Origin of the sequence: Bradyrhizobium neotropicale, assembly GCF_001641695.1 — a bacterium.
In the GTDB taxonomy this organism is placed as follows: domain Bacteria; phylum Pseudomonadota; class Alphaproteobacteria; order Rhizobiales; family Xanthobacteraceae; genus Bradyrhizobium; species Bradyrhizobium neotropicale.
The window spans coordinates 152,761-169,923 of record NZ_LSEF01000085.1 but is presented as its reverse complement, the minus strand read 5'-3'; the positions used below and the strand labels follow the sequence as shown (position 1 = coordinate 169,923).

At 63.4% G+C, this 17,163-nt stretch carries 14 protein-coding genes; 10 read left to right on the top strand and 4 right to left on the bottom strand.

What is annotated here, in order from left to right; all coding sequences use genetic code 11:
- The first annotated feature begins 132 nt into the window (after window positions 1-132).
- A complete protein-coding gene (locus AXW67_RS27290) occupies window positions 133-1,077 on the top strand; it encodes a hypothetical protein (RefSeq protein ID WP_063680383.1) in 945 nt (314 codons plus the stop codon).
- A 10-nt stretch (window positions 1,078-1,087) separates the two neighbouring features.
- On the opposite strand, the gene rimO is transcribed toward AXW67_RS27290, so the two are convergent.
- Entirely contained in the window at window positions 1,088-2,407 is a 1,320-nt protein-coding gene (gene rimO, locus AXW67_RS27285) for a 30S ribosomal protein S12 methylthiotransferase RimO (RefSeq protein ID WP_063680466.1), read from the bottom strand.
- A 280-nt stretch (window positions 2,408-2,687) separates the two neighbouring features.
- Between rimO and AXW67_RS27280 the strand changes: the two genes are divergently transcribed.
- The 6 genes from AXW67_RS27280 (at window position 2,688) to AXW67_RS27255 (ending at window position 9,962) form a co-directional block, all read left to right on the top strand.
- Entirely contained in the window at window positions 2,688-3,251 is a 564-nt protein-coding gene (locus AXW67_RS27280) for a hypothetical protein (RefSeq protein ID WP_063680382.1), read from the top strand.
- A 344-nt stretch (window positions 3,252-3,595) separates the two neighbouring features.
- Complete coding sequence (locus AXW67_RS27275; protein ID WP_063680381.1) at window positions 3,596-4,186, top strand: ANTAR domain-containing response regulator; 591 nt, start codon at window positions 3,596-3,598, stop codon at window positions 4,184-4,186.
- Window positions 4,183-5,352 (top strand): CmpA/NrtA family ABC transporter substrate-binding protein, encoded by a 1,170-nt coding sequence (locus AXW67_RS27270; RefSeq protein ID WP_063680380.1) that lies wholly within the window; start codon window positions 4,183-4,185, stop codon window positions 5,350-5,352. Before AXW67_RS27275 ends, AXW67_RS27270 begins: the two co-directional genes overlap by 4 nt.
- Window positions 5,353-5,702: 350 nt before the next feature.
- Window positions 5,703-6,533: a formate/nitrite transporter family protein gene (locus AXW67_RS27265; RefSeq protein WP_063680379.1), complete on the top strand. Its 831-nt coding sequence runs from the start codon at window positions 5,703-5,705 to the stop codon at window positions 6,531-6,533.
- Between the two features lie 13 nt (window positions 6,534-6,546).
- Complete coding sequence (locus tag AXW67_RS27260) at window positions 6,547-8,349, top strand: NirA family protein (RefSeq protein ID WP_063680378.1); 1,803 nt, start codon at window positions 6,547-6,549, stop codon at window positions 8,347-8,349.
- Complete coding sequence (locus AXW67_RS27255; protein ID WP_063680377.1) at window positions 8,346-9,962, top strand: sulfite reductase subunit alpha; 1,617 nt, start codon at window positions 8,346-8,348, stop codon at window positions 9,960-9,962. The genes AXW67_RS27260 and AXW67_RS27255 overlap by 4 nt, the downstream gene beginning before the upstream one ends.
- Before the next feature lie 122 nt (window positions 9,963-10,084).
- Here the strand turns inward: AXW67_RS27255 and AXW67_RS27250 are convergent, their stop codons facing one another.
- From AXW67_RS27250 to AXW67_RS27240, 3 genes are read right to left on the bottom strand one after another with little or no spacing between them, the layout of a single operon-like run.
- Window positions 10,085-11,197: an ABC transporter substrate-binding protein gene (locus AXW67_RS27250; RefSeq protein ID WP_063680376.1), complete on the bottom strand. Its 1,113-nt coding sequence runs from the start codon at window positions 11,195-11,197 to the stop codon at window positions 10,085-10,087.
- The gene (locus tag AXW67_RS27245; RefSeq protein WP_063680375.1) at window positions 11,194-12,576 is read right to left on the bottom strand and encodes a sensor histidine kinase; all 1,383 of its coding nucleotides are present in this window, start codon (window positions 12,574-12,576) and stop codon (window positions 11,194-11,196) included. Before AXW67_RS27245 ends, AXW67_RS27250 begins: the two co-directional genes overlap by 4 nt.
- Window positions 12,551-13,300, bottom strand: coding sequence for a response regulator transcription factor (locus tag AXW67_RS27240; protein ID WP_245315743.1), 750 nt, complete (start codon window positions 13,298-13,300; stop codon window positions 12,551-12,553). Before AXW67_RS27240 ends, AXW67_RS27245 begins: the two co-directional genes overlap by 26 nt.
- A 336-nt stretch (window positions 13,301-13,636) precedes the next feature.
- On the opposite strand from AXW67_RS27240, the gene AXW67_RS27235 reads away from it, so the two are divergent.
- From AXW67_RS27235 to AXW67_RS42225, 3 genes are all read left to right on the top strand, one after another.
- Window positions 13,637-15,139 (top strand): porin, encoded by a 1,503-nt coding sequence (locus tag AXW67_RS27235; RefSeq protein WP_063680373.1) that lies wholly within the window; start codon window positions 13,637-13,639, stop codon window positions 15,137-15,139.
- 246 nt (window positions 15,140-15,385) lie between these two features.
- Window positions 15,386-16,756, top strand: a complete 1,371-nt coding sequence (locus AXW67_RS27230) for a 2-hydroxycarboxylate transporter family protein (RefSeq protein WP_430648736.1) — start codon at window positions 15,386-15,388, stop codon at window positions 16,754-16,756.
- A 234-nt stretch (window positions 16,757-16,990) separates the two neighbouring features.
- Window positions 16,991-17,143: a hypothetical protein gene (locus tag AXW67_RS42225; protein ID WP_198024667.1), complete on the top strand. Its 153-nt coding sequence runs from the start codon at window positions 16,991-16,993 to the stop codon at window positions 17,141-17,143.
- The last annotated feature ends 20 nt before the right edge of the window (window positions 17,144-17,163 follow it).

The window sequence follows — 17,163 nt, the reverse complement described above, 5'->3', positions numbered from 1 at the left end:
TTTCATCGATTGCCAGACGGAAACCATCGCGCCTCTAGCGCGTTTGTGATCGACCGACGCAGTTTGGTTCGAACCGGAGGAGTACCGAATCAGACCAAAAGGGGCGCGGGACCAACCAGACAGTTTTTTGCCTTGCCAGATACGCTTTACCCGATCGACCTCGACAGCATCCGCGGCGCGTTTCCGCCTGGCATCGAGGCGCCATCTCTGCTGCTCGATTTTGCCGGCTGGCTCAGGGGACGCCCCTGGGGCAGCGTTGGCTGCTTTTCGCTCCAGGGCCAGTTCTCCGACCAGGCGCCGATCTTCGACGGCAGCGCCTTGCGCGACAGGTTCGCGCTGTTCATGCGGTTGCCGGACGGCTCGGCCGTCGGCGGCTGGTATGGCGCGGGGCTCGACCGGGACAATCCGCCCATCGTCGGGCTCGGTTCGGAGGGCGACTATGCGGTCCTCGCGCCGACGCTCGATGGCCTGCTCGAGCGATTGACCTCGCAGGCGTTCGAGAACGCCTGGCACGATCTGCTGCCGGATGACGAGGTCGAATGCCAGACCATCGAGCTCGCGCGATGGCTGGCCGGGCGCGCGCCCGGCGAGCAGCTGGCGCCGTGCGAGGAGCCGTCGTCGGAGCTGCCCGACTTCCGCGGCTTCGTCGAAAAATGGAGCCGGGATCGCGAGGACTATTGGGCCAATCACCGGCTGATGGCCGAGCTTGGCTGGCGGCTCGCGGCGCACCTGCCGAAGGGCAAGAATGCCTGGGACAAGACGCGCTTCGAGGTCGCGATCGTCGGCGCGCAATATCAGGCGCGGGTTCTGTCACGCGGGCCGCAGCCGTTCGAGGAGGCCGCGTCGATCGAATCCCTGCTACGGGACTTGCGCGAGGAGATGCGGCGGGCGCAGCCCGAACTCGGGCTCTGGTATGCGATGAACTTCGGGCTCTATGCCGACGGCCGCGTCATGCCGAGCTTCGAATACGACGTGCATCCGATGATCGACGGCGAGCCCGCAAAACTGTCCGAAGCCAAGGCGGATCTTGCCCGGGCGCCGCGGCCGGAGCGCTGGGTGCCGAAATGGCTGATCTGACGGCGCGAGGTCAGAACCCCGCGACGCTGCCGTGCAGATCGTATTGGTCCGCACGCTCGATCTTGGCGGTCACGATCTCGCCGACGCGCAAGGGGCGGCGGCTCGACAGATAGACCGCGCCGTCGATCTCGGGCGCATCGGCCTTCGAGCGGCCTTTTGCAACGGTCGGGCCGACCTCGTCGATGATGATCTGCTGGCGGGTGCCGACCTTGCGCTTCAGCCGCCTTGCCGAAATCTTCTGCTGCCGCGCCATCAGCGCGTTGTAGCGCTCCTGCTTCACCTCATCGGGCACGGGATTGGCGATCGCGTTCGACGTGGCGCCGGCGACCGGCTCGTATTTGAAGCAGCCGAGACGATCGATCTCGGCCTCCTCCAGCCAATCGAGCAGATAGGCGAAATCGGAATCGGTCTCGCCGGGGAAGCCGACGATGAAGGTCGAGCGGAGTGCGAGATCAGGGCATTCCTCGCGCCAGCGCTTGATCCGCGCCAGCGTCTTGTCCTGCGCCGCCGGCCGCTTCATCGCCTTCAGCACCTCCGGGCTCGCATGCTGGAAGGGGATGTCGAGATAGGGCAGCACCTTGCCTTCGGTCATCAGCGCGATGACCTCGTCGACATGCGGGTAGGGATAGACATATTGCAGCCGGACCCAGGCGCCGAGCTCGCCGAGCTCGCGCGCGAGGTCGAGGAATCTGGCGCGCACCGCGCGATCCTTCCACGGGCTCTCGGCATATTTCAGGTCGACGCCGTAGGCCGAGGTGTCCTGCGAGATGACGAGCAGCTCCTTGACGCCGGCGCCGACCAGCCGCTCGGCTTCGCGCAGCACGTCATTGGCCGGACGCGAGACGAGGTCGCCGCGCAGATTCGGAATGATGCAGAACGTGCAGCGGTTGTTGCAGCCCTCGGAGATCTTCAAGTACGCGTAGTGGCGCGGCGTCAGCTTGATGCCCTGCGGCGGCACCAGGTCGAGATGCGGATTGTGCGCCGGCGGCAGCGCGCGGTGCACGGCATCGAGCACGCTCTCGTACTGCTGCGGACCGGTGATGGAGAGCACGCCGGGATAGGCCTCTTCGATCTGCTTGGGCTCGGCGCCCATGCAGCCGGTCACGATCACCTTGCCGTTTTCGGCCATGGCCTCGCCGATCGCCGAGAGCGATTCCTGCTTGGCACTGTCGAGGAAGCCGCAAGTGTTGACGATGACGATGTCGGCCCCGTCATGCTTGCGGGCGAGCTCATAGCCCTCGGCGCGCAGCCGCGTGATGATGCGCTCGGAATCCACCAATGCCTTGGGACACCCGAGTGATGTGAATGAAATACGCGGCGCTCTTTCCATGTACTCGCCTGGAACCTGCATCTGAATTGTTCGGATATGCGATCCAACTAATTGATCCGATGGTGAAATTCAATAACTAACGTGCGCGGCGCGATGCTAAAGCAGTACTCGCGCATATATGATGCGATCGGCCAGTAGCTAGGGAGGTATGGACTGACCGAGGGCCCCTGACGGTGGAAGCTCGTTCCGATCGAGCGAGTGGAGCCGAGATGAGTTGCTCGAACGTGCACGTTTTAGTTGTTATTCTGTTTCTTGCTTGATTCCACGGAGCTTTACTGCGATGCGCCGTTTCATCTTCGGCCTGGCTTTCGTTACCGTTTCCTGCGGCGCGATGTTTCCGGCGCGGGCTGAAGTCGACAAGATCATCCATGTCTGCGATCGGCAAGAACGATTGTGTCCTGAATTCAGGCCACGCGTGAACGCACCCGATGGGTGGGCGAGGGACGAGGCCGCGAGTCTCAAGTACGGCGCCTCAATGTTCGTGCCTAACGGGAAGAAATTCGGCAAAGCCGAAGCGATCATCTATGCCGAAGGCCGCTACAACAAGGATCGGACCGAATTGGTTCAATGGGTCGCAGCCAGCGATCGGGATTGGACGACGACATCCGGCAAGAATGCCAAGATCACCACGCTTCCCTCGGTCAACCCGAAGGTCATCATCAACCGCTACGACAATCCGTCCCTGAAGGACCAGCCGATCGAAGTAATCGCGCATTACGCCGATCTCGACAAGGACGGCAATTCTTACGTTGTGCGGCTAGCGGTCTCCGGCCTCAACGAGACGGCGGTGCTGGCTGCCGTGCCACTTCTCGACAAGATGATCGTTGGCGCGAAGATTCCGTGAGGGCACAAGCCCAGATGTTCGGGTCACGACAGGTAGGGCTCCGATGGACCACATGAGTTCCGCTTCGCCGCCTTAACGAGTACACGCGTTAATTGACGAGTTGATAGTCCAGATGACAGCTGCCTTCGGGCGACATTTTTCTTTGAGAGCGGCTCAAAAAGTTTACATTCGTTGTCTCAGGCGCACCCGGGCGACACGAAGCTGACCTTGGGCGCAGCCGTCTGATCCATACCTGATCCGCCTGATTGACTGCCTGCGGCTAGTCCTAATTTCTCACAATTACAACCCTTTGCATGGGGCCCGGGCGTGCTATGGATGCGAGTCCGGGGTGGGTGAGTTGAGCGATGAGCGCCGAACAGTCGCCGAAAATCGTGATTGTCGACGAAAGCCCGGTCCGGGCTGCGATCCTTGAGGAAGGCTTGCGGGAGGCGGGCTTCACCGAGGTCGTCCATATCCGCGAGATGCAGAGCCTGCTCGCGCGCATCTACGCCGTCGACCCCGACATCATCCTGATCGACCTGGAAAATCCGAGCCGCGACGTCCTGGAACAGATGTTCCAGGTCAGCCGCGCCGTGCGGCGGCCGATCGCGATGTTCGTCGACCAGAGCGATTCGGCCTCGATCCAGGCCTCCGTCGAGGCCGGCGTCTCCGCCTACATCGTCGACGGGCTGAAGAAGGAGCGCATCAAGCCGATCCTCGACCTCTGCGTGTCGCGCTTCAACGCGTTTGCGAAACTCCAGGAAGAGCTGGAGCGCACCAGGTCGCAGCTCGAGGACCGCAAGATCATCGAACGCGCAAAGGGTATTCTGATGAAGGTCAAGGGCCTCACCGAGGACGAGGCCTATGTGCTGCTGCGCTCCACCGCCATGCGCGAGAAAAAGAAGATCGGCGAGATCGCCCAGTCGATCATCACCGCATCGGAGATGCTGAAATGACCGGACCGCTGCGCATAGGGTTCATCCCGCTGGTCGATGCCGCCGCGCTGATCGTCGCCGTCGACAAGGGGTTTGCCGCCGCCGAAGGGCTCGAGATCGAACTGGTGCGCGAGGTGTCCTGGTCCAACGTCCGCGACAAGCTCAATATCGGCCTGTTCGACGCCGCGCATCTGCTCGCGCCGGTCGCGATCGCATCATCGCTCGGGCTGGGTCATGTCAAGGTGCCGATCGCCGCGCCCTTCAACCTCGGCATCAACGGCAACGCGATCACGGTCTCGCCGGCGCTTTACGCCGCGCTGATGGAAGAGATTGACGGCGACCGCTTCGATCCGCTTGTGACGGCGAAAGCGCTGGCGCGGGTGGTGGCAAAGCGCCGCCAGGCCGGCGCCGAGCCCCTGACCTTCGGCATGACCTTTCCGTTCTCGACCCACAATTACCAGCTTCGGTTCTGGATGGCGGCGGCCGGCGTCGATCCCGACGAGGATGTGCGTCTGGTGGTGTTGCCGCCGCCCTACATGGTCGACAGCCTCGCCAACGGCCATGTCGATGCGTTCTGCGTCGGCGCGCCATGGAACTCGGTCGCCGTCGATCTCGGCATCGGCCATATCCTGCATTTCGTCTCCGACATCCTCCTGCGCGCGGCGGAGAAGGTGCTGGCGGTCCGCCAGGCGTGGGCCGACAAGAACTGCGAAACCGTTGCCGCGCTCGTGCGCGCCGCCGTGAAGGGCGCCGCGTTCATCGAGCATCCGGAGAATCGGGCCGAGGCAGCGCGCATCCTGGCGCGGCCGGAGCGGATCGGGGTCAATGCCACAGTAATTCAGCGCAGCCTTGATGGGCGTCTGAAAATCTCGCCCGACGGCACGCTGCGCGAAAGCAATCGCTACCTTCTGGTCGGGCGCGAAGGGGCAGGGCGGCCCGATCCGGCGCAGGCGGCCTGGCTCTATGCCCAGATGGTGCGCTGGGGGCAGACCGCGCTCAGCCCGGACGCCCTCGTGACGGCCATGGATGTATTCCGGGCCGATCTCTACGACGCTGCCGTGGGGCGGAGCGGGCTAGCTACGGACGAAGCGAGCGTCGCGTTCGGCGCCTTTGCCGGTCCTGCCTTCGACCCTCGCGATGTCGCCGGCTATCTCGCCTCATTCGACGTCGCCCGGCGCGCTCGCTAGCGTTGCTTAAAAATTGGGCGTCACGATTCGAAGCCTAATTTTTGGGCCGTTGCTGCCCCAAGCAGCATGAATACTAATCCACTTCATGCGCCGCACACAAAGCTAAATAGCTGATTCCAAGCAATTTCCTAACTTTTGCTGCGTTGGCACACTCCTTGAATAGGAGGTGGCAAGCCGCCCGGCGTGGGCGCCGGCGGCCCCAAGTCCATGATGGATTTCCGCAGCAACGAGGCTGATCGGATCGCCCCCGGGAACCGGTCAGGCCGCGCGCGCCTGCAATCGTGCTCCCAGCGATCAACACCGTTTCAACCCGTTGTCGACCGCCACGCGCGGCAAGCTGGAGCTTCGATATGGATTACGCAAAACCCTCCGACGTCGTCGCCTCGATGGTCGATGCCAGCCTGAAGAAGCTGGCGCTCGGCCCGCGCGACATCATGATCCGAGGCGCGATCTCGGGGGCGCTGCTGGGCGCCGCCACCACGCTCGCCTTCACCGGCGCGCTTACGACCGGCCAGCCCCTCGTCGGCGCGCTGATCTTTCCTGTCAGCCTCGTGATGATCGTCCTGCTCGGGCTCGAGCTGGTCACCGGCAGCTTCGCCATCGTTCCGCTCGCGCGCCTCGAGGGCAAGGCGACCTGGAACGCCGTGATCGCCAACTGGTCCTGGGTCTTCGTCGCCAATCTGCTCGGCAGCCTTGCCTTCGGCGCCTTGATCGCGATCTCGCTCACCAACATGGGCAAGGTCGAAGTCGCCGGCGTCGCGGCGCGCATCGTCGCGGTGGCCGAGGCCAAGACGATCGGCAATGCCGCGATCGGCACCGCCGGGATGGTCTCCGTCTTCGTCAAGGCCATCCTCTGCAACTGGCTGGTCTGCCTCGGCGTCGTCATGGCGATGACCTCGACCTCGACGGTCGGCAAGATCGCGGCGACGTGGCTGCCGATCTTCCTGTTCTTCGCGCTCGGCTTCGAGCACGCCGTCGTCAACATGTTCGTCATCCCGACCGGCATGCTGCTCGGCGCCAAGGTCAGCGTCTCCGACTGGTGGCTGTGGAATCAGATTCCCGTGACGCTCGGCAATCTCGTCGGCGGCTTCGTCTTCACCGGTCTTGCGCTCTACGCAACGTACAAGCCCGCAAAGCCGGCAGCCGAAGTGGCGCAGGTCGCGGTCCAGGCAGCAGAGTAGGTCCAGTCATCCCATGAAACTCGACACGACACCCACGGCCGACTTCTCCGACGAGCAGAAGCGCTATCTCGAAGGCTTCATGTCCGGCCTCCAGGTCGGGCGTGTCGGGCGCGCCTTTGCCGCCGGCGGCACGCCTGCCGCCGCTGCTGGCGCACCGTCGGAGCCGACCGGTCCGGATGCCGCGGCAATCAAGGCGCAGGACAAGCTCACGGCGGCGGGCAAGAAGCTCACCGACCAGGAGAAGTTCAAACGCGAGCTGCATCCCTTCGACGGCTATGAACGGCTGAAGGATCAGGCGCGCAACAACGCCAACCCGACGCCGGCGGACAATTTCCGCTGGCGCTATTACGGCATCTTCTGGGTGGCGCCGGCGCAGACCTCCTACATGGCGCGCCTGCGTATCCCCAACGGGATTTTGAAGCACTGGCAGATGTCTGAGCTTGCGGATCTCGCCGAGGCCTATGGCGGCGGCTACACCCATGTCACGACCCGCGCCAACTTCCAGATCCGCGAAATCGAGCCGAAGAACACGGTCGCCCTGCTCGAGGGCATCCAGGACATCGGCCTGTGCTCGCGCGGCTCCGGTGCGGACAATATCCGCAATGTCACTGGCACGCCGACCGCCGGCATCGATCCGCAGGAGCTGCTCGACACGCGCCCCTATGCGCGCGAGTGGCACTACCACATCCTCAACGATCGCTCGCTCTACGGCTTGCCGCGCAAGTTCAACGTCGCCTTCGACGGCGCCGGCAAGATCGCGGCGCTCGAGGAGACCAATGACATCGCGTTCACCGCGGTCGAGGTCAAGGACGGCTTCGGCGTCGCGCCCGGCGTCTGGTTTCGTCTCGGCCTCGGCGGGATCACCGGACACAAGGACTTTGCCAAATATTCCGGCATCGTGGTTCGTCCCGAGGACGCCACCGCAGTCGCGGACGCCATCGTGCGCGTCTTCATCGAGCATGGGGACCGCACCAACCGCACCAAGGCGCGGCTGAAATACGTGCTGGATACGATGGGCCACGACGCGTTTCTCAAGCTGGTCGAGGAGCTGCTCAAGAAGCCCTTCGCGCGCGTTCCGGCGGAAGCACTTGCGCCGCGGCCCGCAACCGACCGCATGGCCCATGTCGGCGTGCACAAGCAGAAGCAGGCTGGCCTCAATTGGATCGGCGTCGCCCTGCCGGTCGGCAAGCTCACCTGCGAGCAGATGCGCGGCATCGCCAAGATCGCCCAGGACCTCGGCGACGGCGACATCCGTCTGACCGTCTGGCAGAACCTTCTGATCTCCGGCGTGCGCGACGAAAGCGTGGCGCTGCTGACGGCGGCCATCGAAAAGCTCGGCCTCGCGACGCAGGTGTCGAACGTCCGTGCCGGCCTGATCGCCTGCACCGGCAACGCCGGCTGCAAGTTCGCAGCGTCCGACACCAAGCGTCACGCCGCCGCGATCGGCGACTGGTGCGATGCGCGCATCAACCTCGATACGCCGCTCAACATCCATCTCACCGGCTGCCACCACTCCTGCGCCCAGCACTACATCTCCGACATCGGCCTGATCGCGGCCAAGGTGCCGGGCGCCTCGGAAGAGGACCAGGTCGAGGGCTATCACCTCTTCACCGGCGGCGGCTTCGGTCCCGATGCCGATATCGGGCAGGAGGTGTTTCGCGATGTGAAGGCCGAGGACGCCCCGAAAATCGTCGAGGGCCTCTTGAAGGCTTATCTCGCCAACCGCGCCTCGCCTGAAGAGACCTTCCTGACTTTCTCCCGTCGCCATGCCGGCGACGCCTTGCGCAAACTCGCCGAAGCAGAAGTCGCAGCATGACCCAGATGCCTGTCCCACCGAAACTCGAGATCATCCCGCCCAACGCGCCTTTCAGCGAAGGCCAGCGGCTGTGGCTGAATGGTTTTCTCGTGGGCATGTTCGGCCTCGACGGCTCGACGCCGCTGTCGCCTGCGGAGAACGGGGCGGTGCTCGCCCCGCAAGGCGATGGCGATGACGGCGAGGCGCCCTGGCACGATCCGGCAATGGCGATCGCCGATCGCATGAAGCTTGCGGAGGGGAGGCCGGTTCGCCGTCGCATGATGGCGGCGATGGCACAGCAGGACTGCGGCCAGTGCGGCTACAATTGCGCCGACTATTCCGATGCGATCGCCAACAAGAGCGAAGCCCGCCTCAACCTCTGCGCTCCCGGCGGCAAGGAGACGGCGCGGATGCTGAAGCAGCTTTATGAGGAGCTCGACAAGGCGCCGGCGGCCAAGCCTGCCGCGGGTGCGTCAGCTCCGGCCACGAGCGCGCCGGCTGCGCCCGAGGTGAAGGCTGAGCTCGGCCGCGCTCGCGAAAATCCGGCCGAAGCGACGTTTTTGTCGCGGCGCCTGCTCAACAAGCAGGGCTCCGAGAAGGAGACCTATCACATCGAGTTCGATCTCTCCGAGAGCAAGCTCGACTATATCGTCGGCGACAGTTTTGGCGTGTTCGCGCGCAACGATGTCGGTCTCGTCGACCAGATCATCGCGCTGCTCGGCGCCTCCCACACCACCAAGGTCAACGGCAAGACGCTGCGCGAGGCGCTGATCGAGGACGTTTCGCTGTCGCCGGCACCCGACAAGCTGTTCGAGCTGATCTCCTTCATCACCGGCGGCGCGCAGCGCGAGAAGGCGAGGGCGCTGGCGCAGGGCGAGGATCCCGATGGTGATGCCGCCACCCTCGACGTGATGGCGGCGCTGCAGAAGTTTTCAGGCACGCGGCCGCATCCGGAGGCCTTCGTCGAGGCGCTGGAGCCGCTGCAGCCGCGACTCTATTCGATCTCGTCGTCGCACAATGCGACGCCTGGAAAGCTGTCGCTGACGGTCGATTCCGTTCGCTACGTCATCGGCAAGCGCAAGCGCCTCGGCGTCGCCTCCACCTTCCTCGGTGAGCGCATCAACGAGGGCGAGAAGCTCAAGGTCTATGTGCAGAAGGCGCACGGCTTCGGCCTGCCGCAGGATCCGAAGACGCCGGTCATCATGATCGGTCCCGGCACCGGCGTCGCGCCGTTCCGCGCCTTCCTGCTCGATCGCAAGGCGACCGGCGCCCCCGGCAAGAACTGGTTGTTCTTCGGCCATCAGCGCAGCGATTGCGATTTCTTCTATCGCGACGAGCTCAACGCGCTGAAGACCTCGGGCCTGCTGACCCGCCTGTCGCTTGCCTGGTCGCGCGACGGCGAGAAGAAGTTCTACGTGCAGGACCGCATGCGCGAGCTTGGCCGCGAGGTGTGGACATGGCTCGCCGAAGGCGCGCATCTCTACATCTGCGGCGATGCCAAGCGCATGGCGAAAGACGTCGAGCGCGCACTCGTCGACATCGTCGCGCAGTTCGGCGCGCGCTCAACCGATGAAGCGGTGAGCTTCGTTGCGGAGCTCAAGAAGAAGGGCAGGTTCCAGGCGGACGTCTACTAGGGTGGTCGAGAACTGACTGGCCGCGCATTTCGCGAAGGCGTCGCGCGATCCTGATTGCGCTTCTATCTTTCGCATTCATCACGAGCGGGGAGCCACGGGGCTCCCCGCTCTTTTTTTGGTCGCTACGGCGAGACGATCTGCCGCCAGGTTCGCACGAACTGCTCGCGCTTGATCGAGTCTAGGTAGGTGAGGGCGGCGAGGCCGAGCGCTGGTGCGTTAAGCAGGCCTGGCTTTTCGGCCTGGTATCGCGCCTTCATCTGTTCGCGATCGATGCCGAGGCCCGCGACCGATAGCCCGAAGGAGTCCGCGACGACAGCCTGACCGGCGTCTGAGAGGACATACTCGATGAAATTCCGCGCGAGGTCAGGATGCTTGGCCTTGCGTGGAATTACGATTGTGCGCGCCGCCACGACCACATAGTCCTCGGGGACGACGATTTTGAGATTTCGCCGCTCCTCGATCCGCCTCAGCGCGTAGGAGCCCAGCACGTCGTAGGCGATAAGGCTATCTCCGCGGACGACGGAATTGATCATGTCCTGAGTGCAGCAGAACAGCCGCGTCTTGACTATACCGAGTGCATGCGTCAGCCGCCAGAAATTGGCCGACAGCATCGACTCTGTGGTCGCGAACAGATAACCGACGCCGCTGACGCCGATGTCGTAGGTCGCGATCTTGCCGCGGAATCGCTCCGGCGCGTTCTCGAGAAGCCGGACCAGATCCTGATGTGATCTCGGAACCTCGTCAGGGCGCACGGCATCGCCATTGTAGACGATCACCGCCGGTTCGAGCGTAAAGCCGAATATCTCGTCGCGCCAAACCGCCCAGTCAGGCAAGCCTCGCGCGGCAATGATGGAAGCCGGCTGCACATGCCCGTCGTTGGCGAGCTTGACCTGGAGGTCCATTGCTGAACTGACGAGCAGGTCGGCGCCCGTATCCTCGTTCGATGTGCTGATGGCGCTCTCGTAGAGCGGCACCGTCTCGTAGAGCCGGTAGTCGATCTCGACGTTGGGATGACCCTGTTGAAAGCTCTCGATCACCGGTCCCATGCTGGCAATGTCGGCGGTACCGTGGATCAGGAGCTTCGCGGACGGCGTCGTTTGGGCCTTGAAAACCCTGAGCTCATGGGTCGACTTGGATTGCTCGGCGATGCCGTCCGACCACCAGATGCCGAATACGAGCGCGAGTGCGGCACATGATACGCGGCGGCAGGTCTTTAGGGTATGAAGACGCTTCATGACGCAGCCCTCGGCAAAACGACCCTCGCAATCAGCCCTCCGCCGGGGCGGTCCAGCAGTGCAACATGGCCGCCCGCGGCGGCGGCCGCGCTCTTGACGATGTTGAGGCCAAGACCCGTGCCGGCGACGCTGTCGCTCGCGGATCCGCGCCGAAAGCGTTCCAGAACGGTTCGCTTTTCGTTGTCGGGAATACCGGGACCGCAATCAGCCACTTCGAGCTCGACCATTGACCCGTCGGCTGAGGTTCGCAGATCGACGTCGATAAAGCCTTCGGGTGCGTATTTGAGTGCGTTGTCGAGAAGATTGTCGATCAGTTCGCGGAATGCCAGCGGAGATCCCCGGACCAGTAGGTCCTCGTCGACAGAAAGCTGGGCCAGCCTGCACCGCTGCATGCCGTTCGTAGGCAGTCGCTCCACCGACTGAAGATACAGTTCGAGAAGATCGCAGCTCGGGTTTTCTGTGGTCTCGATGTGATGGGCGATGGCCGCCTCGGCGAGCAGCTGATTGACGATGCGTGTGGCATCAATAGCGTTGGAATGAATTCGCTGCACATATTTGCGGAGCACTCCCGGGTCCCGCTCGGATACGGCGACCTCGGCGAGGGCGCGGATCGACGCGAGCGGCGTGCGCATCTCGTGCGTCGTATCCACGGAAATGCGGCGCAGCGAGCTGAGCACGCCGTCGAACCGCTGCATGAATAGATTGAGACTAGAGACGAGCGAGCTCACCTCTCTTGGCACGGAGGTCTGGATCGGGGTGAGATCGGTCGGAGAGCGGCGGATCAGCTCGGCTTCGAGCGCAACCAGCGGCGCCCAGGCACGCTTCAGGCCCGTCGAGATCAAGAGGCACATGATCAGTCCGGCGAGCGCGATCGGGGCGAGTGAATTTTTCAGGATCAACGAGGCAAGCTCGGTCCGCGCCTCCCTCGTCTCCGCGACGGTGACGCTGACCCAGCCCGATTTCTCGCCAAAATCGATATAGCGCTGGACGCTGCCGACCCGCACTGGATCATTCGAATAGATCGCGTCGAAGAAGTGCGGCTTGCGGTCTTGCGCCGGCTGTGGATCGGGCAGATCCGAATAGCCCGTGATCAAGGAATGGTCGGGCGCGCGTACGGCGTAGAATGCGCGCGTCTCGCGCGCTGCTCCCAATATCTCAAGTGACGCGATCGGCAGCTCGACCGTGAGATGTCCGTCCTCGACCCTGATGTTGTCGGCGATCGAGAGCGCTGCCGCGGCGAGCACGCGATCGAATGCGGTATCAGCGGCATCGAACGAATAGGCGCGGATATAGGTGAAGAGGCCCAGCCCGAGAACGGCGAGCAGCACGATGGCGCCGAACAGGATGTCGCGCTTAATTGATTTCTGGCGGCCGCTCATGGTCGATCTTTGCAACGTACCCGGTGCCCCAGACCGTCTCGATGCGCAGCGACGAGGACTTGAGCCGTCGCCGGATTCGCGAGATGTAGAGTTCGAGCGCGTTCGGGTTGACGGCGTTCTCGTAACCGAAAAGCTGGTCCATCAGGCGCTCGCGTGCCACGACCTGGCCGAGGTTCAGGACTAGTAGCTCCAGGAGGCGAAATTCACGGCGTGTCAGCTCAATATTGACGCCCGCGGCGACGATCGACTGCGCGGCGATGTCGACCGTGACGTTGCCGATCTCGATCCGGCTGGTGGGCGTACCGTTGTGCCGGCGCACCACCGCGCGCATCCTCGCTTCCAGCTCGCGCAGGTCGAACGGCTTGACCAGGTAGTCGTCGGCGCCGATGTCGAGGAGATCGATCTTGTCACCGATCTCGCCGCGCGCGGTGATCACGAGCACCGGTGTGTTGATGCGCCGGCCCCGCAATAGCTTCAGGACGTCCACGCCGCTCATGCTGGGTAGCATCAGGTCGAGGATGATGAGGTCGAACGGATCTTCCTGGACGCGCTGCGACGCGTGACCGCCGTCGGTCAGCCACTCCACTGCATGCCCTTGATCCCGGAGCCGCGCAGCAATGGCCGCACCGAGATCGGCAGTATCCTCGATCAGAAGCGCACGCACTATTTGTTTCCCCCAAAGCCAAGACGCGTTTCGCGTCTTCGGCGCCCGGCGCGTCGGCAACAGGCTGCCTCTGGCCGGTCGTTCACCGCTTTCCACTCTCGGCCGGCTTGAATGCCGAGCTTCTGGTTGGGGGCGCCATTTACGTTGGCGCTCGTTGTTGTGGCCCGACCACTATCAGGACGAGCGACGCGGTCAAGGCCCCGGCGTGGAGTCCGTAGAGCTACGGCATTTCGGTTAATCCTCGGTCGGCATTGTGCGTATGCGAAACATGTGTCGAACTTGCAACGCTCCGCCTCGAATGTAGTCGTTCTGCCGGACGCGTCCGAGATGACAGGGTTTTGACAGCAGTCGTCGCCAGTTTTTGCCCCGCGAACAAAATCTCTCTTGGGGGGCGACATGAAATTGACGACGCGACTTCGGCACGACTGGCTGTCCGGTGCGGCGAGGCTCGGCAATCCGTTAGCGCGCTATGCGCTGATCGGAGCGGCCGTGTCCGCCATCGCCGCGCCGATGGCGCCTGCGAAGGCGGACGAAATCAGCGAGCTGAAGGCCGAGATCAGGGCCCTAAACAAGCGCCTGTCGGACATGGAAGAGCAGAAGACCAAGGTCAAGGCGATGAACGATCGCCTGAAGCAGGTCGAGAAGAAGGAGGAGGCGCGGGCACAGGTACCGCCGCCCGCTGCCCCTGTTCCGACGAAGGCCGGTCCGTGGGAGAGCTTCAAAACCGGACAGCCGGTACACATCATAGAAACCCAGAACACCGACGTGCTGCTCTACGGGATCATCGAGCCGACGCTTGGTTACGTGACCAACGTCGACAAGGCCGGGCACTCGACCGTCGGTCTGAATGTGTCCTGGTTCAGCGGCAACCGGTGGGGGCTCTTTGTCACCCAGAAGGTCTTCCCTGAATATGGCTTCAACCTGCTGGCGAAGATGGAGAGCGAGTTCGAGTTGCCCAGCGGCAACATGGACACGCCCGGCGTGCTCTTCAATCGCGACGCCTGGGTCGGCTTCGAAAGTCCGACGCTCGGCAAGTTCAGTGTCGGCCGCCAGAACACGCTCCCCCGCGACGTTGCCAATATCTGGGCCGATCCCTACGGCGCTTCCGCGCTCAACACGGGTGAGGGTGGCTTCACCAACAACAACAACTTTAAGCAGATCATCTTCTACACCAGCGGCGGCAATGGCGCGAACGGCCAGGGCGATACCCGTTACGATCAGGGTTTTGTCTGGAAGAAGGTGTTCGACAACGGACTCTATCTCGGTGCGGCCTACAATTTCGGCGACGGCAACGGACCCGGTGGGCCGAACGGCAGCGGTCCGATCCCCGGCGCCGGCTTCGACAAGGGAAGCACCGAAGCCGTGGCCGCGGGTTACAACGCCGGTCAGTTCCATGTCTCGGGCTTCTACACGCGTGCGAACGTGCTGGAGATCCCGACCATTGGGACGACTAATATCGGTCATATCCATCAGTCCTGGGGTATCGGTGGCAACTGGGATGGCGGCCTGCTTCGCCTCAACACGGGCTACATGCACTACACGGCCGACCAGGGTCTCGTCGGCACCCGAAACGACGACGTGGTGACGGTGTCTGCGAAGGTCACGCCATCCAAGTTCTATGACGTCGAGGTCGGTTGGCAGGACTTCTTCGCGCACAACGCGGCGTTGACGGGGGCGGGCTACACCTTTGTTCCGTTCAAGGATGCGAGCGCGGCGGTTGCGACCGGTACTGGAACGCGAATGACGACCTATGCGTCGTTCATGTACCACCCGATCCCGAATGTCGACGTCTACATCGCTGGTGATCACCTGAAGACGACGGGCGGATACAGCGCAAGCCAGGCACACGCGCACGATACGGCCGATGAGGTCGTCACCGGCGTCCGCTACAAGTGGTAGGCCGCAAGGCTTGCCAGCACAGGACGGCCGGATTTTCCGGCCGTCCCGAAACTCAAGAAGCCAACTCGCCGTTGCACGCCGCCAACCGTGCCGCGTGACATGCCAGGGGATGCCCCTCGCTGGCGTCGCGAGTCGTCGTGCGCTGGCGTGGCGGCGCGCGGCACGGGACCGCGCTGCGCGGCCGTACGAGCAGCGCCACTGTAAGAACAATTCGTCGAGTACGTCGAACGGGAGAACGCCATGTCCATGTCGGAGAACGTCCAGGTCAACGCCGCGGCCTATAGCGAGACAGCGAAATCCGGTGCGGAGCCGTTCTGGCCGACCGGTTGGTGGCGTCTCATGGACTACAAGATCGGCATCATATCGCTTCCCATCTATGTCATTCTGGTCGCGCTGCTCGCCATCCTGACGCAGCAGGGTCAGATCAAGCCGGACGCGCCGACCATGATCGCGGTGCTGGTCCTCGGTGGCTTCACCTGCGCAGAGATCGGCAGGCGATTGCCCGTGCTGCGCAACATCGGCGCGGCGGCGATCTTCGCGACCTTCATTCCCTCAGCATTGGTCTACTACAAGCTGATTCCGGCGCCGATCGAGAAATCGATCATCGATTTCACCAAGTTCACCAACTTCCTCTATGTCTATATCGCGGCGATCATCGTCGGCAGCATTTTGGGCATGGACCGCAACGTCCTGGTCAAGGGCTTCCTGAAGATCTTCGTCCCGCTCAGTGTCGGCTCGGTGGCGGCGGCCGCAGTCGGTACCCTCGTCGGCATGATGCTCGGGCTGGGGGCCTATAAGACGTTCTTCTTCATCGTGGTGCCGATCATGGCAGGCGGGGTTGGCGAGGGTGCGATCCCGCTGTCGATCGGCTATGCGGCGATCCTCGGGCAGCCGCAGGGCGATTTTTTTGCCCAGGTGCTGCCGCCGGTGATGCTCGGCAGCCTCACCGCGATCCTGTTTTCCGGCACGCTCAACTATGTCGGGAAGCGGTATCCGCACCTCACCGGCAACGGACGGCTCCAGCCGGCGAGTGATGATGCGCTCAACCTGATCTCAATGGAGCGGCAGGACGAGAACTCGTCGCCATTCGACATCACGGCGATCGCGGCCGCCGGGCTCACAGCTGTCGTGCTCTATCTCCTTGGCGTCATGCTGTTCCACCTGATCGGCCTGCCGGCGCCAGTAGCGATGCTGTTCCTCGCGGTCATCGCCAAGCTGTGCAGCGCGGTGTCGCCACGGCTGCAATCGGGCGGGCTGATCGTGTATCGGTTCGTCCGCATCGGCATGACTTATCCCTTGCTGTTCGCGATCGGCGTCTCGCTGACGCCCTGGGACAAGCTGATGGCCGCCTTCACTGTCGCCAATCTCGTGACCATCGTCGCCACCGTCTTCACCTTGATGGCCACCGGCGCGGTCATCGGCCGCTTGATGAAGATGTATCCGATCGAGACCGCGATCGTGAACGCCTGTCATTCCGGCCAGGGCGGCACCGGCGATGTCGCGATCCTGACCGCCGCCGACCGCATGGAGCTGATGCCGTTCGCCCAAATCGCGACCCGAATCGGCGGCGCAATCACCGTAACCGGTGTGTTGGTTCTGCTGCACTGGCTGGCGTAGCGCCCGCTGCAGCACAGACAAGGATCGTCAAAGGCTCGCTGTGGGAGAGGTGGGAACCGGTTCAATTCGACTCGGAGTTGAACGAATAAAATTCCAGGAACAGCCTGCGTAAGGAGAATTTCCATCTGCGATGGGAGCTCTGAAGAGAACTCCTATCGCTATTTCCGCGCTCGTCTTGCGTGTGGGCTGGGGTGATCCTTCATAATCGCGCAAATGGGGCGTTGGAGATCGACCATGCGCGAACTCTCGGCGGAAGCCAGGCTGCACTTCTACGCGCGCTCGCTCTCGCGGCGGACCGGGGCGAGCGCTCATCACATTGCGCTCTACAGCGCCTTTGCGGTCATCGCGGCGATCGTCTTTGGCACGCTGTCGGTGCACCCGTTCTGAGGCGATCGTAGGTGTCGTAG